We start from the raw sequence: 24,597 nt of genomic DNA, 5'->3' as shown, positions 1-24,597 counted from the left end.
TCGTCGTATGTTATAACGCACAAGAGGTGTTCATGCGCTCCTTTACCCTTCCCATCCCCACGCTGCTCGCGGGATTTGTCGCCGTGCTGGTAGGCTACGCCAGCTCCGCCGCCATCATTTGGCAAGCGGCCGCCGCCGCTGGCGCCGACGCCGGGCAAATAGCCGGTTGGATGACCGCCCTTGGCCTGGCGATGGGCGTCAGCACGCTGGTATTAACGTTATGGCGGAAAGTCCCCATCCTCACCGCATGGTCAACCCCAGGCGCGGCTTTACTGGTCAGTGGATTACAGGGAGCGACGCTGGCACAGGCGGTGGGAATATTTGTTTTCGCCAACGCGCTGATCCTGCTATGTGGCGTGACGGGACTGTTTGCCCGCCTCATGAAAATCATTCCGCATTCGCTGGCGGCGGCAATGCTGGCGGGGATCCTGCTACGCTTTGGTCTGCAGGCATTTGGCAGTTTGCAGGATAATCTCCTGCTATGCGGCGGGATGTTCGCCGCCTGGCTGTTATGCAAAGCGCTTTATCCACGTTTTGCGGTGGTCGCGGCATTAGCGGCAGGTGGGGTCATCGCCCTGCTAACCGGCGCGCTGTCACCAGTGGCAAACGATATGGTTTTTGTTGCTCCGCAGTGGATTACCCCGCAGTTCACTCCTTCGCTGTTACTCAGCGTCGGTGTACCGTTTTTTCTTGTCACCATGGCTTCGCAGAATGCGCCGGGGCTGGCGACTATTCAGGCATCAGGCTATCGGGTTCCGGTCTCGCCGCTTATCGTATTTACCGGCGCGCTGGCGCTGCTATTTTCACCATTTGGCGTCTATTCCGTATGCATCGCCGCCATTACCGCCGCGATCTGTCAAAGTCCGGATGCGCATCCGGATGCGGATAAGCGCTGGCTCGCCGCAGCGGCGGCCGGTTTTTTTTATCTGTTAGCGGGTCTATTTGGCGGTTCGATAACCGCGCTAATGGCGGCGCTGCCGCCGGTGTGGATCCAGATGCTGGCGGGGCTGGCATTGTTGGGAACCATTAGCGGCAGTCTCTATCAGGCGCTGGGGCATGAGAGCGAACGCGATGCCGCAGTCGTAACATTTTTGGTCACCGCCAGCGGCGTTACCCTTGCAGGAGTCGGCTCGGCCTTTTGGGGGCTGGTCCTCGGCGGTATCAGCTATGCGCTATTAACCGCGCTGCGCCGCGCGTAGCTGGCTTGGCGTAAGACCCGTGGCGCTTTTTACCCGATGACTAAAATGGCTGGCGGAGCTAAAGCCACAGGCTAACGCTATCTCGGTCAACGGCTGCTGAGTATGGCAAATCAGATGTTGCGCCTTGAGCATCCGCCGCTGCATCACATACTGGTGCGGCGCCATATTCATTGACTGGCGGAACATCCGTGCAAAATGGTATTCGCTAAGCGACGCCTGGGCGGCCAGATCGGCGAGCGTTAGCGGTTGCTCGAGGTGCTCCTCAATCCACGCCAACAGATTACGCAACAGATGCGGCGCCAGGCCGCCGGTAACGGTCGGCAACCGCCACTGGACGTTCGAATAGTTTTGGATCAGATGCGTCAACAGCAGCGTACTGGCCGAGCTTAACAGCAGTTGATTAGCCTGCTGGCGCCAGTCGTTGTCGAGCAGAAACTGACGATAGACCGCCGTAATTTTGTCATCGCTGGCAAAGGTCTTTTCCTGCAAGGTGAAAGAAGCAGGACTGCGATCCCAAATTTGCTCGCCGACGCGGCGCAGGTGTTCATCAGTGCAATAGAGATGAACGAACGAAAGATCGCCGCGAATATCCCAGGTGCTTTCATCGCCCTTCGGCATCAGACAAAAACGATCCGGCCCGCCGCCGTTCTTCCAGCCGTAGGGCGTTTTTTGGTAGCTTTCGTAACCATCGGCGACATACAGGCTCAACGTGTGGTGGTCGCTGCGCACCGTGATTCGATCGAGGTCGTTGTACCACGCGGCAAGCTGGATCCCGGAATTGAGTTCTACGGTCCCCCGCAGCACCGCATTTTGTTGTTGTAATGTTTCGAACGTCCCGTATGCCATAGCCTTCACATCGTTTTTAATCCGCAGACCTCTAGTCTATAAATTGTCCTCTACGCTTACCAGCATTGACCATGAGCTTGTGAAAAATAAGCGCAAGATTTTGCAAGTCGGCAACAAAAAGGTGACAGCGCTTTGCCCGGAAAAACCGCACACTCACGCCAGGCATATTAACAGGAGAGACATTTTGAACGCATTACTCTACGGGCTGGTGGTGGTTATCTGGGGTACCACATGGATTGCTATCTTTTTACAACAGGGGCCCGTTGCCGCGCCGGTGTCAATTTTCTGGCGTTTTGCCGTCGCCAGCGTCACCATGCTGACAATTTTGCTGATTACCCGCCGTCTGCGCCCGCTGGCAATGCGCGATCATCTGTTTTGCATGCTGCAAGGCTGCTGCGTCTTTTGCTTTAACTTCTGGTGTTTTTATACCGCCGCGGCGCATATCAATACCGGCCTTGAGTCGGTGATCTTTTCGATGGCGGTATTATTTAACGCGATCAACAGCTTTATTTTCTTCCGCCAGCAGCCGCCGGGGCGCTTTTGGCTGGCGGCGGCGCTGGGGCTCGCCGGAATCGTCACCCTCTTCTGGGACGATCTCCTCGCCAATGGTCTGAACGCGTCGCTACTGTGGGGAATCGGCCTGAGCGCCCTGGGAACGTACGGTTTTTCATTGGGCAATATGCTGAGTATTCGCCACCAGCGCCGCGGGCTTGAGACATTGACCACCAATAGCTGGGCCATGTTTTACGGCACGCTGGTGATGGGCGCGATCGCGCTGCTGCGCGGCGATAACTTTATGCCACAGTGGACCTGGAGTTATATGGGCGCCCTGCTGTATCTGGCGTTGTTCGGTTCGGTGATCGCCTTCGGCGCTTATTTCACCCTGGTAGGACGTATCGGCGCCAGTAAAGCGGCCTATAGCACGCTGCTTTTCCCGCTGGTGGCATTAACTATCTCCACCTTCTATGAAGGTTACATCTGGCATAGCAACGCGGTGATAGGTCTTGCGTTAATACTGGTAGGAAATCTGGTGATGTTCGCCCGCCCCGAGCAGCTATTTATGCGCCGCCGGCTGGCCTGATAATAAGCCCGTCAGGCATCGCGCCAGACGGGCTTAACGCATCAATTACTTCTGTGACGGGTCGAATTTCACCGCGTCGATCGCCATGTCATCAATCACCTGCTTCAACGTATCAGCGGTTAGCGGCGTGCTCTCATTAGACAGCGTTTTACCTTCGCCCTTACGCACAACCTTAATAACCGGCTTATTAGTCTTCGCGTCGATCAGTTCGCCTTCGAAGTAGAGATTCGTGTCCATCGTGCGATGGCCGGTTGCCGCCTGGGTACCCGCGACAATCATCGCTACCGGGATCACTTCATAGAACTGCAGCCCTTCTTTACTGGTATCAACACCGGTGATGGCGCCGCGGAAAATCAGGCTGCGAGGGCCAGCCGTGGTCGCCAACGGTTTACGTTCGCTGATGGCCTGTTTCATCTGCTTGTTGGTGTAATTGAGGATGTCCTGCAGCGCTTTCTCCCCTACCTGAGTCGTTGGTTTCGGCACCGGGTAGTAGGTGATTGGACGATAAACAACATTGTCATAGTTGTTCGGATTGTAGTCCGGGGAGATCCAGCGCAGCTCTGGTTTGCCGGAGGCCGAGGTAGTCTCTTTTAACTTAGAGTAATCTTTTAAGAACCCGGAATACTGATCCGGTTGCGCCAGTTTAGATGCACAACCGGTTAATGCCAGTAGCCCGGCCAGAGCGGCTACTTTAAATAACATTTTTGTACGCATGGATGATCCCTGTAAATGCAGTTTGTCGGCAAGATTTATAACAAATTCCCACGCTAAGTTTTGTGACAAAAAAGGTGGTCCGTCAACTCCTTGCAAAAAATAAATCCGCCAACGCGGCGGATTTATTTACGATGTTTATTTTACGTCCACTTGATAAAAAATATGTTTACCAAAAGGGTCGATTTCATACCCGATCACCGATTTATTAACCGGCTCAAAAATAGTTGAGTGCGCAATCATCACGGCCGGCATTTGATCGTGCATCATCTGCTGCGCCTGTTTATACAAGGCTTCTCGTTGCGGCCTGTCGGTGATGGTTTTGGCTTCGGCGATAATTTTATCAAACGGCGCGTAGCACCATTTCGCCGAATTAGAACCACCGTTGGCCGACTGACAGGTAAATAATGGGCCAAAGAAGTTATCCGGGTCGCCGGTCGCGGTAGTCCAGCCCATCAACGCCGCCTGATGCTCGCCGTCTTTCACCCGTTTAAGGTATTCGCCCCATTCATAGGTGGTGATTTTGGTCTGCACGCCGATTTTAGCCCAGTCGGCCTGGATCATTTCCGCCATTCGTTTCGCATTTGGGTTATAAGGACGCTGAACCGGCATCGCCCACAGGTCGATGGTAATGGGGCTCTTCACGCCGGATTCACGCAGCAGCGCTTTGGCTTTTTCCAGGTCCCAGCTGTAGTCCTGCAGGTCGGCATCGGCACTCCAGACGCCAGGCGGCAGCAGGTTTTTCGCTACTGTCCCGGTACCGTGGAACACCGCGTCGATAATTGCCGGTTTATTGATCGCCATGGCCAACGCCTGGCGCACCTTAACGTTATCCAGCGGCGCTTTCTGGGTGTTGAAGGCGAGGAAACCGGTATTAAGCCCGGCTTTGCTCATCAGATTGATCTGCGGATTATCTTTCATCCGCGGTAAATCGGCGGGATTAGGGAACGGCATGACCTGACACTCATTTTTCTCGAGCTTAGCGTAGCGCACCGAGGCATCAGGCGTGATACTGAATACTAAACGATCGATTTTCGCTTTTCCCTGCCAGTAATCAGGGAATGCGGTAAACAAAATCCGCGAATCTTTTTGATATTGCGCAAGCTTAAACGGCCCGGTGCCGATGGGATCCATATCAACACGCTGCGGGGTACCGGCTTTCAGCATCGCATCAGCATATTCCGCAGAGAGGATTGAAGCAAAATACCAACCGAGGTCAGCAACAAAAGGCGCCTCGGGGTGCGCGAGGGTAAAACGCACCGTATATTCATCCGGTTTATCAATTGCGGTAATTAACGAACCAAACTCCAGGCTTTCGAAATTGGAGTAGTTGCCATTAGAGACATTATGATAAGGGTTATTCGGATCCTTTTGCCGCATAAAGGAAAAAATAACGTCATCGGCATTAAAATCACGGGTCGGTTTAAAATACTTATTACTTTGGAATTTAACGCCCTTGCGTAAGTGGAAAGTATAAACTTTGCCATCGTCGCTCACCTCCCAGCTTTCCGCCAGGCTGGGCTGCAATTCCGTGGTGCCAACTTTAAAGTCCACCAGCCGGTTATATATCGGTACCGCGCTGGCATCGACGCTGGTCCCGGAAGTATAAAGCTGCGGATTAAAGTTTTCCGGCGAGCCTTCAGAGCAATAAACCAGTGTTTTCGCATTCACAGCGGAACTCACCGCTAATGCCGCTATCGTCAGAGCTATTGAAGTAAATGTGCGTTGCATGCGTTTCCCTTTTCATTTTTTGACTAATGAATAGCTTGTTGTTTTATTGCCCATAGATAACACTAAAGCCAGATTGCAAACACCTTAAAAATAACTATACCCTAAATAATTCGAGTTGCAGGAAGGCGGCGACGCAGCGAATCCCCAGGAGCTTACTCCAGTAAGTGACTGGGGTGAGTGAGGACAAATTCGTCAGGAACGAATTTGAACGCAGTTCACTGCGCCCGTAAGGGCGAGGCCCAGGGATGGGCCGAGTTATTGCCAACGCACATGCAACTTGAAGTATGACGGGTATATAGAAGGAAACACTATGGCCTCGCCCTTAACCAGACAATTAACCCAGCGCTTCTTTCGCTATCTGGCTATCACCAGCCAAAGCGATCCACGAGCAACCACGTTACCCACGACGCCCGGACAACATCAGATGGCGCAGGCGTTAGCCGACGAGCTACGTCAGTTTGGCCTTGACGATATCGTTGTCGACGAGCATGCGACCGTGACGGCGGTAAAAAAAGGCACCGTCCCCGGGGCGCCGCGGATCGGCTTTATCACGCATATTGATACCGTTGATGTCGGGCTGTCGCCGGATATTCATCCGCAAATTCTGCGATTTACTGGTGAAGATCTCTGTCTTAATTCGGAACAGCAAATCTGGCTGCGGGTTGACGAGCATCCGGAAATCCTGGCCTATCGTGATGAAGAGATTATTTTCAGCGACGGCACCAGCGTACTGGGCGCCGATAACAAAGCGGCGGTGACCGTTGTCATGACGCTGCTGGAAAACATGACCGCCGAACATAAGCATGGCGATATCGTCGTGGCGTTCGTCCCGGACGAAGAAGTGGGTCTTCGCGGGGCAAAAGCGCTGGATCTCTCGCGTTTCGCCGTCGATTTTGCCTGGACCATCGACTGCTGCGAGCTGGGCGAACTCGTTTATGAAAACTTCAACGCCGCCTCTGCGGAGATACGGTTTACCGGCGTCACGGCACATCCGATGTCCGCCAAAGGCGTATTGGTCAACCCGCTGTTAATGGCTACCGACTTTATGAGCTATTTCGACCGCCAGCAGACGCCGGAGCACACCGCCGGGCGCGAAGGCTACGTGTGGTTTAACGGTATTCATGGCGATCAGAACAGCACGCGGTTGCAGGCCAACATTCGCGATTTCGATCTGGACAGTTTTAACCGCCGCAAACAACAGATTGGCGAAGTGGCAGAGAAAATCGCCGCCCAGTACCCCACTGCCAGAGTTGAATTCACGATAAGCGATACTTACAGCAATATCAGCAACGCCATTGGCGAAGACCGCCGGGCTATTGACCTGATGTTCACCGCGATGGAAAGCCTCGGTATAACGCCAAAACCCACGCCGATGCGCGGCGGTACCGACGGCGCAGCGCTATCGGCAAAGGGTCTGCTGACGCCGAACTTCTTCACCGGCGCGCATAATTTCCATTCGAAATTCGAATTTTTGCCGCTGCGCGCCTTTGAGGCCTCCTATCTAACCGCCCTGCAGCTGTGCCTGCTGGCGGCGGATTAAGCCGGTTTACGCGCCAGCATCGTGGCGAAGCGTAGCTTGATGCGGTTGCCGCTGGCGTCGGTGCGGTGCAGTTCGCCGACGTCTTCGTTGTACTTGAGGAGCTGCCAGCCAGCATAATAGTCACGCAGTTCTTCAGGTTTGAAGGCGAACGGGAAGCCCACGGTACAGGGGTAATCTTCGGTATCCATGGCGGCAACAATCAGGTTATAGCCGCCAGGCTTAGTGCAGCGCTGCATGTTGGCGATAAGACCAGGGATGGTTTTGGCTTCCAGGAACATCATCACCACGGTAGACAGAATAAAATCATACTCGCCATCAAAGCTCAGCGTATTCAGGTTCTTAATCGCCGTCTGCAGGTTCTCCAGCCCTTCAGCCTGACGAATGTTCTCCAGATTATCGATACTCATGGGATTTTTATCCCACGCCGTGACGTTGTAACCTTTCGCTGCCAGATACAGGCTGTTTCGTCCATTGCCGCAACCAAGATCGAGCGTCTGTCCCGGCTGCATCAGCGAGGCGGCATACACTACTTCTGAGTGGGTGCGCGTCAGGCCATATTTTTCAGTAAAGTAGTTTTCGTCACGAGTCGTCATGATTAATCCTTGTTTGGCAATAAAGTGGCACGGTCTACGCGAATGAACAGTTTACCTCGCACCAGCAGCAGAAAGGTACGCAGCAGCAGCAGGCCGATAATCAGGTTGCTAAAAATAAATAAGGGGATCGCCAGCGTATGGAAAAAACCGTGCTGCTCACCGTGCCCCAAATGCAGGCCGGTGGTCGCCAGTGCGGAAATCCCGAACGAGAAGCTCCAGAATGAAGCATTAAACGGCTGCTGCAGATACCACGGCATCAGGCGCAGCATAAACAGCAATTGCAGCAGACCGTAACCAAACAGCATTTTGGCAAACGTATCGGCTTCACCGCCGTTGACGCTGAGCCACGCGCTACAGGCCACCAGCGCCGGCGCCAGTTGGATGCCCAACGATGTCCGCAACGCCGCCGGTAGCTCGCCGTTGCTGCGCAGCCGCTGCAGGATAACCGGCTCCAGGCTGAGCCAGGAAAAGACGCCAGCGCCGAGAAACGCCAGTCCGGCATCATTAAACCCCAGCGCACCGCAGGCCATGGCGCTGATAAAATTGTTGGCGACGGTCGGCAGATATAAACCGGGCGTCGTTGCCTCTTGCGGATGTTTACCCCGCCACAGCCCCGCGCTCTGCCAGGCCGCATAGCAAAGCTGCAGCGTAACGCCCGCAGCAAATAACGCCAGCGATAACGGTCGGTACCAGGGGACAAAGCCGATTGCCACCAACAGCGTTGTCGCCGGGAGCAAACTGACAAAACTGCTGGCCACCGGATGACGCATCTCCTGCAGCACGCTCCACGGGAAACGAATCGCCCGTGCAATAAACGCTAACATCAATAGCGCCCAGATCCCCGTCGCCAGCACCACCAGCGCATCGCCAATAAGCATGCTCACCGGCCAGAGAGTGCTCGCATAGCGCCAGGCGAACCCCATACCGATAATTCCCAGCACCATACCAAAATAGCCAGCCGGTAGATTCAGCACCTGGCCGCTCGCTGCGTTTTTATTCATTTTAATTAAACTTTCAATTTAATTTGAAGTTGCATTTTAAAGGAACCTTATAAAACGCGCTACGGAGATTTTTGCTATGTTTGTGTTAACCAACGGTAAAGAGAAATACTGATGAAGAAATTTCGTCTGAGCGACCACGTCCGCCTGTATCAGTTTGAAGAAGACGGGATTAAACATAGCGTAACTCTGCGGCAAATCGTGGCGCTGATTGATTTCTCAGACGTTAAGGCGGGTAGCGAAGGCGGCTGGCTCGATGATGAAGCCGCGTTAAGCCAGGGCGGCGACTGCTGGATATATGATGCCAACAGCGTCGTCTTCGCTGGCGCGCGCGTTGACGACAACGCCCGCCTGACCGGCACCTGTGTAATAAGCCACGGGGCGACAATTAGCGATAACGCCTGGCTTGATAACGTTCAGGCAAGTCACGGCGCCAGAATAAGTGACAACGTCACAATAAAGCATTCACAAATTCGCGGCGTCTGTCGAATCGCCGACCAGGCGCGTATTCTCCCCCACTGTCTGGTGATTGCCGCTCAGGGACTCACCTCTGATACCGATAAAATGCTGCAAATTTATCAGCGCGCTACGGTTAGCGCCTCACGGATTGTTCACCAGGCGCAAATTTACGGCGATGCCGTGGTTGAGCACGCTTTTGTTGAACACCGTGCCGAAGTGTTCGATAACGCGCGTATTGAAGGTAATGAAGATAACGACGTATGGATATGTGACAACGCCCGGGTCTACGATTGCGCGCGGCTGGTCGCCGGGCGCGGCGAGGATCAGATCCCAACCCTGCGCTACAGTTCCCAGGTGGGCGAAAACGCCGTGGTCGAAGGCAACTGCTTGTTAAAACATCGTGTGATGGTCGGCGGACACGCCCATCTTCTCGGCGGCCCCATTCTGCTGGATGACGAGGTCCTTATCGAAGGGCACGCGACGATTCGAGGCGATGTGATTATCGAACATCAGGTAGAAATCTGCGGTAACGCCTGTATCGAAGCGCTGGAGGGTGACAGAATTCATCTTCGCGGGCGCAAAATCGTCAGCGGCGACGAGCATATCACCCGCACACCGCTGCTGGGTTCGCTATAGCCGATTATTGCGGGTCGATAATCCGCGCGTAGATATTCTGATCGTCATACGCGCCATTTAAAAACTCGGCCTGCTTCAGACAACCTTCCAGTTCGAAACCATTACGCAGCGCCACCTGATTACTGCGCTGGTTGGCGACCCGGCATTTAATCACGAAACGGCGCACGACGCCCGTTTGCGCATAATGATGGATAAACGCCTGTAACGCCTGCGACAACAGTCCCTGCCCCTGATGGCTTTGATCGATCCAGTAACCGATATAGGCCGTCTTATTCAATGGTTCAATCTGGTTAAATGACAGAACGCCGATCATCTGCCCCTGTAAAAACAGCAGGAACATTTTTGCATAACCGCGCTGGTGAAGCATCACGTTTCCCTGCACGTGGCGCCGGGTTTCATCTTCACTCAGCACCTCCGCAGGCCAGCTTAACGTATGCTGCAGCCAATTACGGTTTTTGAGCACCAGTTGATGTAGCTCACTGACGTAACGTTCGTCAACCGCACGCAGCTCCAGCTGTTCGTTGACCGGGATAGTTTCGATGGTGGGGCTGTTTTCGCCAGTCATGACAATATCTCACTGATAAACAACAACGCCCGCAGTAGCGCACCGCGGGCGGGTAGCGACGGCCTGGGTTATTTCATAATCCGGTCATCAACGTAGTTACGCCGATCCGCCGCTGGCGGGAAGTACTGATACAGCCAGGTTTCGCTGATAGCGTCGCCGCGACAGCGCAGGAACATGCGCATCTCCACCGGATCGGTGGAATCTGAAGTCGGATACCAGTCAAAGAGAATACGATAGCCGTCAAACGGCTCGACGTAGAGGATCTCTACCTGCTTAGCCTCGCCGCTGGAGAGCGTAATCACCGGCTCAATACCTTTCGGCGCCGCAGCTTTCAGGTCGCCGCCGACAAAGTCGATGGCGAAACGACGCGCCCATTTGTCCGGATAGTGTTCACCCGGCGCCCATCCTTCCGGGAAGCCGCCCATTCCGGTGCGTGTCGCCAGCACTCGCGCCAGCGGCGAGCGCACCGGCGGCTGCGCGCTCCAGTACAAGCGGTAGCTAAAGTCCAGTTCATCACCCGCTTTTACCGGTTTTTCCGGCTGCCAGAAGCAGACGATATTGTCCAACGTTTCGCCGGTGGTCGGGATTTCCATCAGGCTAACGGCGCCTTTACCCCACTGATTACGTGGCTCCACCCACAGGCTCGGGCGCTTGTTATACCAGCCCATCACGTCCTGATAATGACTGAAATCGCGATCCAGCTGCAGCAGGCCAAAACCTTTCGGGTTTTTATCCTGGAACGCGTTGAACTGCAGCTTTTGCGGATTATTCAGCGGACGGCAAATCCACTCGCCGTTGCCGCGCCACATCGACAGGCGGTCAGAATCGTGGATTTGCGGGTGGATGGTATCGCACATCCGGCGCTCGTTATTACCGCAGCTGAACATGCTGGTCATTGGCGCAATACCCAACTGCTTAATGTCCTTGCGCGCATAGAGATGATTTTCGACATCCATGATCACCTGCGTTTCCTGGCAATTCACGGTGAACTTATAGGCACCGGTGACGCTCGGACTATCGAGCAGCGCGTAGACGGTGAACACCGTCGCGCCAGGTTTGACGGTCTCAAACCAGAATGACGTGAAATCCGGGAACTCTTCCGGCGTATCGGTAAAGGTGTCGACGGCAAGACCGCGCGCCGACAGGCCGTACTGATAAGTGCTGTCGACCGCGCGGAAGTAGCTGGCGCCCAGGAAAGCGACGATATCGCGGCGCGCCAGTTCAGGCGCCTTAAACACGCGAAAACCGGCGAAACCGAGATCGGTCTGCCCTTCCAGCTGTTTGGTATCAACGCCGGCGTCGTTGTACTGGAACAGCTCCGGACGGAAGTGTATCTCCCGCGCCTGCTGAGACTGGGAGTCCAGCGAGAACATACGCACCCGGCGGCGGAAACCCATACCAACATGGAAAAACTGGATATCCAGCTTGCGCTCTTCAACGTTATTCCACAGCGAATGCGCCGCATCATACTGGATGGTGTTATAGGCCTGAGGGGTCAGATTCGCCAGCGTCGGCGGCAGGTCGCGCGGCGCTCCGCCCCACGGCTGGCGGGCTAAGTCATGAGCCATCGCCTGCAGCACGGAAAAGTCAAAGCGGCGCGTCTGACCATCGGCGATAGCGGAATCCGCGGCGAAAGCCGCTTTAGTGAATAACGAGGCGACTCCTGACGTTCCGCATACGGCGGCAACAGCCATGGATGATTTAAGAAAACGTCTGCGGTTCATGCCTGGAAAAGCGTCCTTTTTAAGAGTTCGACGGATACGCAACGTTGCAAACATCTGCGTCGTGAATTCCGCTCACTCTAGACAAAAATGATTGATAATCCAATTGTTGGCAGGCGAAAAGCATGAAAAAAAAGATGTCCACCGGAACAGACTGAATAACCGCCATACGATCGCTATCGCTGACCTGTTTTGGCGAACACACACTGATCCGATACCTACCCATTTTTACCCGCGTTTTGTTTATTTTCAGCACGAACAGGATAAATTTTCATCACACCAGGTGTAATCTCTATTCTCCAGGGAAAATGTCAGGAGTATCTAATGAAAGTAAAAGCCGCCGTGACGTTGGGTTATCAACAGCCATTCAGCATTAAAAATATTCAGGTTAGCGCCCCTAAAAAAGACGAAGTGATGGTAAAAATTGTCGCTACCGGCGTCTGTCATACCGACGCGGTGATCCGCGATAACGCCGGGATCCTGCCGATGCCGGCCATTCTGGGCCACGAAGGCGCAGGTATCGTGGTTAACGTCGGTGATGCCGTTCGTGGGGTCGAAATTGGCGATCATGTAGTACTGAGCTACGCCGCCTGCCATCGCTGCGAAAACTGCCTCACCAACCATCCTTCCGCGTGCGAAAGTTTCAATGACTTAAACTTTGGTGGACGCTTAGACGATGGCTCCACCCCATATCGTCTTGATGATCAAGAATTATCCGTTTTCTTTGGCCAATCTTCGTTTAGTCAGTATGTGGTCACCAAAGCGACGAATGCTATTGTTGTCGACCGTGAAGTCGAACTATCGCTTCTTGGTCCGCTGGGTTGCGGAATTCAAACCGGTAGCGGCACGGTGTTGAATCGACTAAAACCGGTGGCCGGGGAATCGCTGGTGGTATTCGGCTGCGGCGCGGTTGGTTTAAGCGCCATTATGGCCGCAAAGCTCACCGGCTGTAGCCAAATCATCGCCGTCGATATTCATGCCAATCGCCTTGAGCTGGCACGTGAACTCGGCGCAACCCACGTGATCGATGGCAAACAGGAAGATAGCGTTGCGGTCATTCGCCAACTGACCGGCAAAGGGGCGCACTACGCCATCGAAACGACCGGCGTCGCCGCCATCGTCCTGCAGGCGATCCACGCGATTAAGCCGTTAGGCACGGTGGCGGTCATCGGCTTTACCGGCGATATCACCTTTAATGTGCAAAACGATCTGATGGCGGAAGGTAAATCATTGATTGGAGTCATTGAAGGCGACGCCGTACCGCAGCTATTTATTCCGCAGCTGGTACAGTTTTATAAACAAGGGAAATTCCCCATTGATAAGCTTATCGAGTTCTATCCGCTCGAAGAGATTAATCAGGCTTTCGCAGATTCAGCTTCCGGTAAAGTCATCAAACCGGTGGTACTGATGTAATGTGGGCGGCTCTTTGCCTTGCAAAGAGCCGCAAATAAAGATTATTTCACACTAACGTCGATACCGGGGAAGTACTTTGCCGCCAGACGGGTGATAGTGCCGTCGGCGCGCACTTTATCAATTGCGGCGTCGAGCTGTTTTTTAGTTGCCTCATCGCCCTTGCGCAAGCCGTAGCCAATACCGCTACCCAGAATCGTATCATCAGCCACCGGCTTACCGATAAAGCCGAATCCCTTACCCTGCGGCTTACTGAGGAATCCGGCCTGCCCGGCGGCAGACATCACCAGCGAGGCGTCGATACGGCCGTTAAGCAGATCGGCCCACGCCATGTTCTGGTCTTTGTAGGAAACCACCGTGACGCCGTGTTTTTCCCAGTGCTCCTTGGCAAAGGTCTCCTGAATCGAGCCCTGTAGCACGCCGATGGTTTTGCCCTTCAGCCCTTCCGGCGTCGCCTGCATACCGCTGTCGGCCTTGCCCACCAGTTGTGAAGGAATACGGTAGATCGGCTGGGTGAAATCAATACTCTTGCGCCGCTGTTCGGTAATGTTCATCGCCGAATTAATCGCGTCGAATTTCTTCGCTACCAGCCCCGGAATGAGGGCATCAAAGGAAGTTTCGACCCAACTGCACTTCAACTGCGCGGCCTGACAAATCGCGTTGCCGAGGTCAATATCAAAACCCTGCAACTCCCCTGCCGGATTGCGGCTTTCGAACGGCGGATATTCCGCCTCCACGCCGTAGCGTAACTCGCTGGCGGCAAAGCTTGAAACGGTACACAGCATTCCCAAAGCAAGAGTTAGGGCTTTTATTTTCATCATCTGGCTCCTTAACGCGGCTTAACGCGGCACAGCGCCTGGGCGCCGGCCCGCAATGTGGCTTCATCTTTGGCAAAAGAGAGCCGAATCAGTTTGTTATCAGTGCCATCGGTATAAAATGCCGATAGCGGAATCGTGGCGACGCCGTATTCGGTAATCAGCCGCTTAACCATCTCACTGTCATGCTCATCGCTGAAATGGCGATAGTCCGCCAGCATGAAGAAAGAGCCGGCGCTCGGCAATAAGCGGAACGGCGAGTCTTGCAGCAGTTGCTGGAGCAAATCACGCTTTTGCTGATAAAAAGCGGCCAGCGACAGCCATGAAGCCGGATTCTGCATATGCTCTGCGAAAGCGTACTGCATCGGCGTATCGGCAGAAAACATCAGAAACTGATGTACCTTGCAGATCTCATCCATTAGCGCCGCCGGCGCCACGCAGTAGCCAACGCGCCAGCCGGTCACGTGGTAAGTCTTACCGAAGGAAGAGATAATCACGCTGCGTTCCGCCAGCTGCGGATGGGTCGCCATGCCGTGATGCTTTTCGCCGTCGAAGACTACGTGCTCGTAGACTTCGTCGGACAAAACCACGATATCGGTATTGCGGATAAGCATCGCCAGTTGATTAAGGTCGTTGGCGGATAATACCTGGCCGCTTGGATTATGCGGCGTATTAATGATGATCATCCGCGTCCGCGGGGTAATCGCGGCACGCACCTCGTCCCAGTTAATCGCAAAATCCGGCACGGTGAGCTTAATCGCCACCGGCGTCGCGCCTTGCAGACGCACTATCGGGGCATAGCTATCAAACGAAGGCTCAAAGTAAATCACCTCGTCGCCAGCATGCACCAGCCCGGCAATGGCGGAATAGATCCCCTGGCTGGCGCTGGCGGTAACCAACACTTCGTTATCGACATCATATTGCGTGCCATATAACGTAGCGATTTTGTCAGCGATACGCTCTTTTAAAGCCCGCAGACCGGTCATTGGCGCGTATTGGTTATGTCCGGCGTTCATCGCCTGCGTCACGCCGGCCACCAGCTGTGGGTCGCAGGCAAAATTAGGCGCGCCCTGAGAGAGATTAATCGCATTATGCTGCGCTGAAAGCTGGCCGATAACGGTAAAAATCGTGGTGCCGACATCCGGCAATTTCGAGCGAGTGGTGACCGAAGCACTAAGAGCCATGATTAATCCTTTCTCGTTTTATTTGCATATCAATTCAAACCAAAGCGCCTTCAGGCGACAAGCGAATTGTTATCATAAGAGCTATGCATTCCGATCATGGCTCTCAGGACGCCTTTAAAACATGACAGGGCTAACACTCAGGGTATAAACCACAATTTTAGTATGCCTTATGCTATTCAATTCTTTATAATCCCCAGCGGTTCTAAGGCTACTGACCGCCTTAGAGAAATTTAGAATATATCTCTTTCCGGCATTTCAGGTGCTGAATGGGGCAAGAGGCAAATCATATGTTTATTACGTCAGCGTATATCGCGTTATTTTTAATCGCATCATGGGGACTTTTTAAACTCGACCAAAAAAGCAACTCGTTATCAAAAAGCGTTTTTATCGCAATCTTTCTCGGCGCCCTTCTCGGATTATCACTCCATTTCATTGCCAACGAACAACGTAAAACGGTCATTGACTGGTACAGTATCGTCGGCAACGGCTATGTTAATTTGCTGAAACTTGTCGCCGTACCGCTGATTTTTATTTCAATTTTGTCAGCGATTAACAAACTCGAAAATAGCGCCGGTATTGGCCGAATGTCCTTAACCATCGTCGCCTGCATGCTGTGCCTGGTAATGATTGCGGGTTGGGTCGGCCTGTTTACCGCTAACCTGATCGGTCTCGACGCCAGCGCATTCAGCCATATGCAATCGACGCTGACCGCCGAAGACGTCAGCAAAACCGCAGCCGTTTCGCTACCCCAACTGGTCACTTCGCTGATCCCGACAAATATTTTTCTCGACCTTACCGGCGCGCGCAGCGTATCGGTTATCGGCATCGTCATCTTTACCTTGCTGGCCGGCGTGGCGTTATTAAAGGTGAAAAAAGAGGCGCCGGAGGAAGGTCAAAAATTAAGTAGCGGAATTAACGCGATTCAAATTTGGGTGATGAAGATGGTGCGTATCGTCATAGCGCTGACGCCATACGGTGTCCTCGCACTGATGGCAAAAGTCTTTTCAACCTATCAGCTAGCGCAATTCACCAGCCTGCTAGGCTTTATCGCCGCCTGTTATCTGGCAGTCGCCATGATGTTTATCGTGCATGCGATTCTGCTGACTATTAGCGGTCAAAATCCTCTGCGCTACTTTAAAACGGTGTGGCCGGTGCTTACCTTCGCCTTTGTTTCCCGCAGCAGCGCGGCTTCGATTCCATTAGCGATTACCGCACAGGAAAAATTCGGCGTGCCGAATACCATCGCCAACATTGCCGCCTCCTTTGGTTCCAGTATGGGGCAAAACGGCTGCGCCGGGATCTATCCGGCCATCATGGTGGCCATGATCGCGCCAACGCTGGGTATCGACCCACTGTCGTTCTCGTTTTTAGCAAGCTTACTTCCGGCTATCGCTCTGGGCTCAATTGGCGTCGCAGGCGTCGGCGGCGGCGGGACATTTGCGGCGTTGATTGTCCTGTCTACGCTCAACTTCCCGGTGGCGCTGGTCGGCATTTTTATCGCCATTGAGCCAATTGTCGATATGGCGCGTACCGCGCTGAATGTGAATGGGTCGATGATGTCGGGCGTACTGGCGACGCGGCTATTGAAAAATCAACGTGAAAAGTCGCGCCCTGTCGCCTCGATGAGTGAATAATCCCGTCTGATTGAAGCGGCGGCCAGGCCTGAAAACTGGCCGCCAGCTGCTTATTTCTTGCTCAGCAGGTTAAAGCTGGTCATCAGGTTACGGTAATCCGGAATGTGGTTGGAGAACAGGGTTCCCAATCCTTCGATATCATTGCGCCAGTCGCGGTGCAGCTCACAGGCCACGCCAAACCACGACATTAACTGCACGCCCGCCTGCGACATACGATCCCACGCGGCATCACGGGTGATCGGGTTAAAAGTACCGGACGCATCGGTCACCACAAAGACGTCGAATCCCTCTTCAATCGCCGACAGCGCCGGGAAGGCCACGCAGACTTCAGTGACGACACCGGCAATAATCAGCTGTTTCTTACCGGTGGCTTTTACCGCGTTAACGAAATCTTCGTTATCCCAGGCGTTAATATTGCCGGGACGAGCGATATAAGGGGCGTCAGGGAACTGTTCTTTCAGTTCCGGCACCAGCGGACCATTAGGGCCATTCTCAAAACTGGTGGTCAGAATAGTCGGTAGTTTAAAGTATTTAGCCAGATCGCTGAGGGCCAGGACATTGTTCTTGAATTTATCCGGCTCGATATCACGAACCAGTGACAGCAGCCCGGTCTGGTGGTCAACCAGTAATACTGCCGCATCATTTTTATCCAGACGAACGTAAGGTTTAGACATGATGGCTCCTTTTATACACATCAACTAATCGGTGAGAGACGTTGTATCAACGAGACTAATAATAGTGTAAGCACAGGATGACGATTAGATGGCAAAAACGGAACGCATCGTCCCAATTTCGCAACGATGCGTGGCATACTGCCTATGATCAAAATGCATAGCTGGAGCCAACATGTCGCGTAGCGCCCTGCCTTTTCATACCGTAGAAACGTTTCTGATAACCGCGAGGCATCTCAACTTAACCCATGCCGCGCAGGAGCTGTGCCTGACGCAGGGGGCGGTCAGCCGGCAGATTGCCGCGCTGGAGAGCTGGTTTGGCTTCCCGCTATTTGAACGCCACGCCCGCGGGCTGCGGCTATCTCCGCAGGGCAGCGCGCTTTATCCGGAGCTGCAGTCGGCATTTGGCCGCCTGTTAACGGTAGCCGAGCAGGCGCGCCAGCAGCAAACTGTCGTGCGCCTGAAAGCGCCTACCTGCGCGATCCGCTGGCTGGTGCCGAAACTGCTGGAGATAGAACGACGTTATCCGGAACTGCAGGTGGCGTTGACCACCACCACCGAGCATAACGTTAACTTTAAGACTGAACCCTACGATGCGGCGATTATCTTTGGCACCCATCAGAGCGCCGGCGATCTGCTGTTTGAAGAAGCCCTCACGCCGGTGGCCAGTCCCGATACGCCGTGCGATACGCAGCTCTCCGCCATCACATTTTTACATCCGACGCGGGATAAAACCGACTGGCTGCTGTGGCTGGCGCACTATCCGCATGAACCAACGTTAAAAATGCATAAAAACCAATATTTCGACACCATGGACCTCGCCATCACCGCAGCGATGCAGGGGCTCGGCGTCGCCATGGCGGACGAGACGCTAATCGCCGAGGATCTTCGTACCGGGCGACTATGCCGCCCCTTCTCGCTCAGCGTCAAAACAGGCGCCAGCTACCGGTTGGTCGTTCGCCGCTCGCAAAGCAAAGCCGACGGCCTGGCGCGCTTTCGCGCCGCGCTGGTTAATCCAGCGTCACATGATGCTTCATCACCCGGCGAAACAGCGCCAGCCGCGCGCGCATAAAGCGGTTCTCGACTTTAAAACCCGCCCGCTTGTTAAGACCGATACGCAGCAACCGATCTCGCCCGCGCAAACAGGCGGGCCAGCGCACCGGGCCGGTTAACTCACTACACTGATTGCCTGCCAGCCTGGCAAAATTGGCCCAGTAGTCGGCGACCTGCGCGGCGAAGGCTCGGTCCGCCTCACTGGCGTACTGACACACCGGTTCGGCGCGGGTCAGATTGTCGAAAACGTAAACCACTTCGTTGCCATGCCATGCGCCGTGGAGATAGGTTTCATGTTCCGCTTGCGCAACATAATCAAACCAGTAGCGCCAGCACGGTTGCCCAACACGCTGCTGCGCCTGCATTACCACGTAACCCAGGGTGGTGAACGCCATATCGCGGCACACTTCTCTGCCTAACGCTTCATCCCCTTTGACGCCAGGATACAGCAGTTTGATAAGCCCAAGGCCAAAACGGCGTTCGCGACGCAGTTTTTGAATTTGGCCGGCAATATCGACGCCAAATACCGCCATCACGCTGGCCTCATCGCTATTGGAGCCAATCATCACCGGCATCGCATGCTGACGGCCCTTAAAGAACGTGTCGAGCATAGGCTCCGGCAGCACCGCATCGCCGACAATCGGCGCCGGGCCGATATTCAGCGGCGCCGTCAGCGCCCAAAAGGCATCGGCGGGGATTGCCCGCAGCTGTTCCGCGCTGGCATCGGCAAGAGAAAAATGTTCCGCCAGCAGCTTTCCCTTCGCCAGCGCCTTTTCCCGTGGTAAATCCGGTAAGGTATAACCGCTTTGCACGATGGCTTTATGGAACAATCCTTTCGCTTTCGGCGACGCCATTAACGACAGGACGCTGCGCGCCCCCGCGGATTCGCCGAACAAGGTGATATTGGCGGCGTCGCCGCCGAAGGCGTGGATATTATCCTGCACCCAGCGCAGCGCGGCTATCTGATCGAGCAGCGCAAAATTATACAACCGCTCGCCCTCTTCGCCTTCCAGGGCCGGATGAGCGAAAAAGCCGAGATGCCCAAGACGATAATTGACGGTGACCACCACCACCTCGCGGCTGGCCAACGCGCTACCGTCGTAGGGAGGCAGGCTGCCGGCGCCGATGGTGTAGCCGCCGCCGTGCAGCCAGACCATCACCGGGAGCGGCTGCGAGCGGGCAGCGGGCGCCCACACGTTGAGATACAGACAGTCTTCGGAAAAACGGCCAGGATCGCCGCCGCCCAGTTCACGACAATATTCGATATCCTGCCAACTGGCGGCGGCAAAGGTATCGGCCTGACGCACGCCCTGCCAGCGCTCTGGAGGCTGCGGCGAACGCCAACGCAGCTCGCCTACCGGCGGCTGCGCGTAGGGAATACCGCGCCAGATATGGATCCCCTGTTCATTAGTGCCGGATAGCGTGCCCTGCCGCGTTTTTACTAGCGGCATAGATGAATTCTGCATAACAACGTCCTTTTGCAAGTTATGCCATGCAGAGTACCGATTTTAGAGCAGACCGCAACGGCGTTTACTCCGTTCCTCCGCCTGTTGATATAGTTCGAACTCATCGAGGACCTCACAGCCTAACGCCGCTTCAAAAGCGTCACGGCTGGCGTTACCGTGGCTGCGGGCCTGCGTTTCGTTGCCAAGATTTGATTGGAAAATCCCCGCGGCGCTCACCGGTAAAAAATCTTCATAAACAATCGGCTGCGCGACTACCCAACCGCGCTCGATCAGCGGTTGCGGATCGTCGCCGGGGCCAAAAGCATGGCGATGCGCTTCCCCCGCAGGCGTCAGGCGATAGCGGAACCACGCCAGCCCCTGCTGACGCAGCAAAAATTCGCTGTCAGGAAACTGGCTAAAGACCTCCTGCAAATGGCGCTGGTGGTTAAGATTGTCTTTACCGACCCCGGCCTCATTCAGTAAGCGGTCATACAGCGCTCGTCCTTTCGGCGTCAACGCGACGCCGCGTTGTTCAATTTCGCCAAAGCGCGCGCTGTGCGTACCTTTATGTTCGCCGGCGAACATCACCGGCTCTTCCAGCGCTTTAAAACTGGTTTGCCGCAGTAAAATCGGCACCTCGCGGCGCGGCGGTCCCTCAATGAGCGCTTTCGGTTCGATACCGCACTGCGGCATCAACGCCTGAACCCGATCGATATCGAGAGTGCGCGGCGTCAGATGGTTAATGTGGCAACCGGGGAAACAGACCACATCGGCAATCAACCGGTGCTCATTATGCAGCGCGTGATAGGTTTGCTCGTCGACGGTGGCATGACGGTGCCAACGGAAAGTTTCCAACGCTTCGTTGACGAATTCGCGCGCTTCTGCAGCCGTGAATTCCCCCCTATCTTCGTGTAACGCAATCAGCTCACGGCAGCGCGGCGTAAAGATATCGCGACGGGCGAGAATATCCGCCGCTCGCTGGCGCAGCGCCTCGTTGCCGATCAGTTCAAGGCGCAGCAACGAGGTGAAAATACGAAACGGGTTACGCGCCAGCGCCGCGTCATCGACCGGGCGAAAGGCGGTAGAATGCACGGGTACCCCAGCCTGCGACAGATCGTAATAGCTAACGGGATACATCCCCATAATGGCAAACATGCGACGCAGGGTCGCCAGTTCTTCCGCCGTTCCCACGCGGATCGCGCCGTGGCGCTCAACGTTCAGCCGTGCCAGTTCGTCGGCATTAGCCAATTGTTCATGTAATTTCGGGTTGTGTTCCAGGACCGCCAGATTCACATCCGCCACCAACTCCAGGAGGGTTCCATACTGCGGAACTTCCTGCTGGTACATTGCCGACATAGCCTGTGAAAAGTTTTCCCGAATCTCATCAGCCGTGATGGTGTTCGCCATGATGTCTTACCTCCAGTGAATACTTCCTGGAGTGTAGGAAAGCGCGTTAAGAGTGGCGGGAAGAATTTACAAACTGTGATGCGGATAACCTGCTACCGCGTTTCGCCTGTACAAATCATAACCGTGGGTTATGAAAAATTAGATTTAATTTCACTTTAAATTAACAAAACATTTACAGAGACTGTTTCTGGCGAAATTACAACAACATGCCTCTCTTCCGTTTGATGGAGTACCCTATGAATAATAAATGGTCACCGCGCGAGGTCGTACATCGCGATTACAATAGCCATCCGCCGGCGCTGGCGCCGGGATACAAAACCAGCGTGCTACGCTCGCCGCGCAATGCGCTCATCTCCCTGCAAAATTCACTTTCTGAGATTACCGGCCCGGTGTTCAGCAGCGACGACCTTGGCCCGCTGGATAACGATCTCATTCTCAACTACGCCAAAGACGGCCTGCCGATTGGCGAACGAATTATCGTCCACGGTTACGTGCGCGACGGCTTTGGCCGGCCAATGAAAAATACGCTGGTCGAAGTGTGGCAGGCCAATGCCGGCGGCCGTTACCGTCATAAGAAAGACCAGTATCTGGCGCCGATTGACCCCAACTTCGGCGGCTGCGGACGGGTTCTGACCGATGAAAATGGTTATTACTGCTTTCGCACGATCAAACCCGGCCCCTATCCGTGGCGTAATCAGGTTAGCGACTGGCGACCGGCGCATATTCACTTTTCGCTCTCAGGGGATGCCTGGGCGCAGCGGCTGATTACGCAAATGTACTTTGAAGGCGATCCGCTTATCAAACAGTGTCCGATTGTCAGAACCATCAATAACGATGATGCCGTGCGTACCCTGATTGCCGAGTTGGATACCCACGCCGCCGTGCCGCTCGACAGTCTGGCCTATCGTTTTGACCTTGTGCTGCGCGGCCACCGCGCCACGCTGTTCGAAAATCGTACCCAGGGGGCCGCCCAATGAAAGACTATTTAGCTGAAACCGCCTCGCAGACTGCCGGGCCCTATGTGCATATTGGTCTGGCGCCGGACGCTGCAGGGTTTCATATTTTTGAGAAAAACTTTGGCCCCAACTTAGTGAGCGCGGAAACCAAAGGCCAACGCATTACGATTGAAGGGCGGGTTTTCGATGGTTCCGGAACCCCGGTACGCGACGTGCTGCTGGAACTCTGGCAGGCTAACGCCGACGGGCGTTATAACCATCCCGACGACCGCCAGCAGAACAAGGCTCTGGACCCGAACTTCCGCGGCTGGGGCCGTACTTGTTCTGACTTTGCATCCGGCGTCTGGCGTTTTCAAACCATCAAACCCGGCGCGGTCGTCGGCCGTGACGGACGCATTATGGCGCCGCACCTCAATCTGTGGGTAGTGGCGCGGGGTATTAACATCGGCCTGAATACGCGGATGTATTTCGCTGATGAACAGGCGGCAAATGAACAGGATCCGGTACTGAATCTGATTGAATGGGAAGTTCGCCGCCAGACGCTTATCGCGCAACGTGAAGTGCGTGGAGATGAAGTCGTGTACCGCTTTGATATTTATTTACAGGGCGATAAAGAGACCGTGTTCTTCGATATTTAATTTCCCCCCCCAAATTACTCCCTTTTCCCTGCCCCGCCGAGTGCGGGGCTTTTTATCACCTCTGGTAGAAATGACTTGTAAGACAATAAGATCAAATGTTAATAATATTTTGCTAACTAGTTATCAAAATTAAACAACTTCGCTTGCTACCGAGACAGCTCTGTTTTTAACATCGATTATGGAAAAAAATGGTCTCTTCAGTCAGCGCATTCGCTTGCGCCATTTACATACTTTCGTCGCCGTCGCACAACAGGGAACCCTGGGGCGGGCGGCAGAAACCCTGAATCTTAGCCAACCTGCGCTATCAAAAACCCTCAACGAACTTGAGCAGTTGACCGGTACCCGGCTTTTTGAGCGCGGGCGGCTTGGCGCGCAGTTGACGCTGGTTGGCGAACAGTTTCTAACCCATGCGGTCAAGGTGCTGGATGCTCTCAATACCGCAGGCCAGGCTCTCAATCGTAAAGAAGGCATGAATAGCGATGTGGTTAGGATTGGCGCCCTGCCAACCGCAGCGCTCGGTATTTTGCCTACGGTGATTGGTCAATTTCACAAACAGCAAAAAGACATCACCTTACAGGTCGCCACCATGAATAACACCATGCTGCTGGCAGGGCTGAAATCCGGCGATGTCGATATTGGTATTGGGCGCATGTCCGATCCGGAACTGATGAGCGGCCTCAACTATGAACTGCTGTTTCTTGAATCGCTAAAACTGGTCGTCCGCCCCGGCCACCCGCTGCTGCAGGAGACGGTAACGCTCAGCCGGGTGATGGAATGGCCGGTGGTGGTCTCACCAAAAGGGACCATTCCGCGGCAGAATGCGGAAACGCTGCTGCAAAGCCAGGGCTGTAAAATTCCCCCCGGCTGTATTGAAACGCTGTCGGCCTCGCTTTCACGCCAGCTCACCGTCGATTATGACTATGTCTGGTTCGTCCCTTCCGGCGCGGTGAAAGACGACCTGCGTCGCGGTTTGTTAACCTCATTACCTATCGCCACCGAAGGCGCCGGCGAGCCGATCGGTATTCTTACCCGAGTGGACGCCAGCTTGTCACAGGGGGCGCAAACTCTACTCAGCGCGATACGCAAATCCATGCCTGCCTGATTATTCATGGTCGTTACCCCGAGCGAATACAACGGGGTAACGGTACCGTTACGTTCATTCTTCTGCCCCCTTAATATATACATCGTGCTAATCAATTAGTGCGAAATCATTCATTAACATTTGCGCTCATTTCATTAACAGATTTATCATAGCCATGATTTCACCATTTGGTTCATGTGAAATGAATTCATCTTTTGAAATC

22 protein-coding genes are annotated in these 24,597 nt (G+C 54.4%); 10 read left to right on the top strand and 12 right to left on the bottom strand.

Translation table 11 applies throughout. The features are described 5' to 3' along the window. The first annotated feature begins 32 nt into the window (after positions 1–32). The gene (locus ABLV78_RS11490; protein ID WP_045393997.1) at positions 33–1,199 is read left to right on the top strand and encodes a benzoate/H(+) symporter BenE family transporter; all 1,167 of its coding nucleotides are present in this window, start codon (positions 33–35) and stop codon (positions 1,197–1,199) included. On the opposite strand, the gene ABLV78_RS11485 is transcribed toward ABLV78_RS11490, so the two are convergent. Continuing rightward, entirely contained in the window at positions 1,176–2,045 is an 870-nt protein-coding gene (locus ABLV78_RS11485; RefSeq protein WP_047038408.1) for a helix-turn-helix domain-containing protein, read from the bottom strand. The two genes, ABLV78_RS11490 and ABLV78_RS11485, sit on opposite strands and share 24 nt — an antisense overlap. Positions 2,046–2,229: 184 nt before the next feature. On the opposite strand from ABLV78_RS11485, the gene ABLV78_RS11480 reads away from it, so the two are divergent. Next, positions 2,230–3,126, top strand: coding sequence for a DMT family transporter (locus ABLV78_RS11480; RefSeq protein ID WP_047048775.1), 897 nt, complete (start codon positions 2,230–2,232; stop codon positions 3,124–3,126). Between the two features lie 45 nt (positions 3,127–3,171). Here the strand turns inward: ABLV78_RS11480 and ABLV78_RS11475 are convergent, their stop codons facing one another. Both ABLV78_RS11475 and ABLV78_RS11470 read right to left on the bottom strand, forming a co-directional pair. Beyond that, complete coding sequence (locus ABLV78_RS11475) at positions 3,172–3,840, bottom strand: DUF3313 domain-containing protein (protein ID WP_045393989.1); 669 nt, start codon at positions 3,838–3,840, stop codon at positions 3,172–3,174. 135 nt (positions 3,841–3,975) lie between these two features. Continuing rightward, entirely contained in the window at positions 3,976–5,568 is a 1,593-nt protein-coding gene (locus ABLV78_RS11470) for an ABC transporter substrate-binding protein (protein WP_047048778.1), read from the bottom strand. Between the two features lie 310 nt (positions 5,569–5,878). On the opposite strand from ABLV78_RS11470, the gene pepT reads away from it, so the two are divergent. Further along, on the top strand, positions 5,879–7,108 hold the full coding sequence (gene pepT, locus ABLV78_RS11465; RefSeq protein WP_047048782.1) for a peptidase T: 1,230 nt from the start codon (positions 5,879–5,881) through the stop codon (positions 7,106–7,108). Here pepT and tehB read toward each other — a convergent pair. Both tehB and tehA read right to left on the bottom strand, forming a co-directional pair. Beyond that, a complete protein-coding gene (gene tehB / locus ABLV78_RS11460) occupies positions 7,105–7,701 on the bottom strand; it encodes a tellurite resistance methyltransferase TehB (RefSeq protein WP_047048785.1) in 597 nt (198 codons plus the stop codon). The genes pepT and tehB overlap by 4 nt on opposite strands. Positions 7,702–7,703: 2 nt before the next feature. Continuing rightward, positions 7,704–8,702, bottom strand: coding sequence for a dicarboxylate transporter/tellurite-resistance protein TehA (tehA, locus tag ABLV78_RS11455; RefSeq protein ID WP_047048789.1), 999 nt, complete (start codon positions 8,700–8,702; stop codon positions 7,704–7,706). Positions 8,703–8,813: 111 nt separating this feature from the next. Between tehA and ydcK the strand changes: the two genes are divergently transcribed. Beyond that, the gene (gene ydcK, locus ABLV78_RS11450; RefSeq protein ID WP_047048792.1) at positions 8,814–9,794 is read left to right on the top strand and encodes a YdcK family protein; all 981 of its coding nucleotides are present in this window, start codon (positions 8,814–8,816) and stop codon (positions 9,792–9,794) included. A 4-nt stretch (positions 9,795–9,798) separates the two neighbouring features. Here ydcK and rimL read toward each other — a convergent pair whose 3' ends face one another. Further along, positions 9,799–10,359 (bottom strand): 50S ribosomal protein L7/L12-serine acetyltransferase, encoded by a 561-nt coding sequence (gene rimL / locus ABLV78_RS11445; protein WP_045393973.1) that lies wholly within the window; start codon positions 10,357–10,359, stop codon positions 9,799–9,801. 68 nt (positions 10,360–10,427) lie between these two features. Further along, entirely contained in the window at positions 10,428–12,083 is a 1,656-nt protein-coding gene (locus tag ABLV78_RS11440; RefSeq protein WP_047048797.1) for a glucan biosynthesis protein D, read from the bottom strand. Between the two features lie 321 nt (positions 12,084–12,404). On the opposite strand from ABLV78_RS11440, the gene ABLV78_RS11435 reads away from it, so the two are divergent. Continuing rightward, positions 12,405–13,493, top strand: coding sequence for an NAD(P)-dependent alcohol dehydrogenase (locus ABLV78_RS11435; protein WP_047048799.1), 1,089 nt, complete (start codon positions 12,405–12,407; stop codon positions 13,491–13,493). Positions 13,494–13,534: 41 nt separating this feature from the next. On the opposite strand, the gene ABLV78_RS11430 is transcribed toward ABLV78_RS11435, so the two are convergent. Both ABLV78_RS11430 and ABLV78_RS11425 read right to left on the bottom strand, forming a co-directional pair. Beyond that, positions 13,535–14,308 carry an ABC transporter substrate-binding protein gene (locus ABLV78_RS11430; protein WP_015366384.1) on the bottom strand — a complete coding sequence of 258 codons (774 nt, stop codon included), beginning with the start codon at positions 14,306–14,308 and terminating at the stop codon, positions 13,535–13,537. Between the two features lie 11 nt (positions 14,309–14,319). Continuing rightward, entirely contained in the window at positions 14,320–15,489 is a 1,170-nt protein-coding gene (locus ABLV78_RS11425) for a pyridoxal phosphate-dependent aminotransferase (RefSeq protein WP_045393965.1), read from the bottom strand. A gap of 287 nt (positions 15,490–15,776) precedes the next feature. Here ABLV78_RS11425 and ABLV78_RS11420 point away from each other — a divergent pair, with 287 nt between their 5' ends. Beyond that, positions 15,777–17,123 (top strand): L-cystine transporter, encoded by a 1,347-nt coding sequence (locus ABLV78_RS11420; protein ID WP_047048802.1) that lies wholly within the window; start codon positions 15,777–15,779, stop codon positions 17,121–17,123. 50 nt (positions 17,124–17,173) lie between these two features. Here the strand turns inward: ABLV78_RS11420 and ycaC are convergent, their stop codons facing one another. Beyond that, positions 17,174–17,797 carry an isochorismate family cysteine hydrolase YcaC gene (gene ycaC, locus ABLV78_RS11415; protein ID WP_015366381.1) on the bottom strand — a complete coding sequence of 208 codons (624 nt, stop codon included), beginning with the start codon at positions 17,795–17,797 and terminating at the stop codon, positions 17,174–17,176. A 172-nt stretch (positions 17,798–17,969) separates the two neighbouring features. On the opposite strand from ycaC, the gene ABLV78_RS11410 reads away from it, so the two are divergent. Beyond that, positions 17,970–18,866, top strand: a complete 897-nt coding sequence (locus tag ABLV78_RS11410; RefSeq protein ID WP_047048805.1) for a LysR family transcriptional regulator — start codon at positions 17,970–17,972, stop codon at positions 18,864–18,866. On the opposite strand, the gene ABLV78_RS11405 is transcribed toward ABLV78_RS11410, so the two are convergent. Continuing rightward, positions 18,805–20,313: a carboxylesterase/lipase family protein gene (locus ABLV78_RS11405; RefSeq protein ID WP_045393954.1), complete on the bottom strand. Its 1,509-nt coding sequence runs from the start codon at positions 20,311–20,313 to the stop codon at positions 18,805–18,807. The genes ABLV78_RS11410 and ABLV78_RS11405 overlap by 62 nt on opposite strands. A gap of 42 nt (positions 20,314–20,355) precedes the next feature. Continuing rightward, positions 20,356–21,699: a 2-oxoadipate dioxygenase/decarboxylase HglS gene (gene hglS, locus ABLV78_RS11400; RefSeq protein WP_045393952.1), complete on the bottom strand. Its 1,344-nt coding sequence runs from the start codon at positions 21,697–21,699 to the stop codon at positions 20,356–20,358. A 236-nt stretch (positions 21,700–21,935) separates the two neighbouring features. Here hglS and pcaH point away from each other — a divergent pair, with 236 nt between their 5' ends. From pcaH to ABLV78_RS11385, 3 genes are all read left to right on the top strand, one after another. After that, positions 21,936–22,676, top strand: coding sequence for a protocatechuate 3,4-dioxygenase subunit beta (pcaH, locus tag ABLV78_RS11395; protein WP_020078656.1), 741 nt, complete (start codon positions 21,936–21,938; stop codon positions 22,674–22,676). Next, positions 22,673–23,293: a protocatechuate 3,4-dioxygenase subunit alpha gene (gene pcaG, locus ABLV78_RS11390; RefSeq protein ID WP_047048808.1), complete on the top strand. Its 621-nt coding sequence runs from the start codon at positions 22,673–22,675 to the stop codon at positions 23,291–23,293. Before pcaH ends, pcaG begins: the two co-directional genes overlap by 4 nt. A 178-nt stretch (positions 23,294–23,471) precedes the next feature. Further along, positions 23,472–24,395, top strand: coding sequence for a LysR substrate-binding domain-containing protein (locus ABLV78_RS11385; RefSeq protein ID WP_045382604.1), 924 nt, complete (start codon positions 23,472–23,474; stop codon positions 24,393–24,395). Positions 24,396–24,597 lie beyond the last annotated feature (202 nt).

Source organism: Klebsiella sp. CN_Kp075, from assembly GCF_040065055.2.
Taxonomy (GTDB): Bacteria; Pseudomonadota; Gammaproteobacteria; order Enterobacterales; family Enterobacteriaceae; genus Klebsiella; species Klebsiella aerogenes.
The sequence above is the reverse complement of the archived record's forward strand: the minus strand, read 5'-3'. Positions and strand labels throughout refer to the sequence as shown.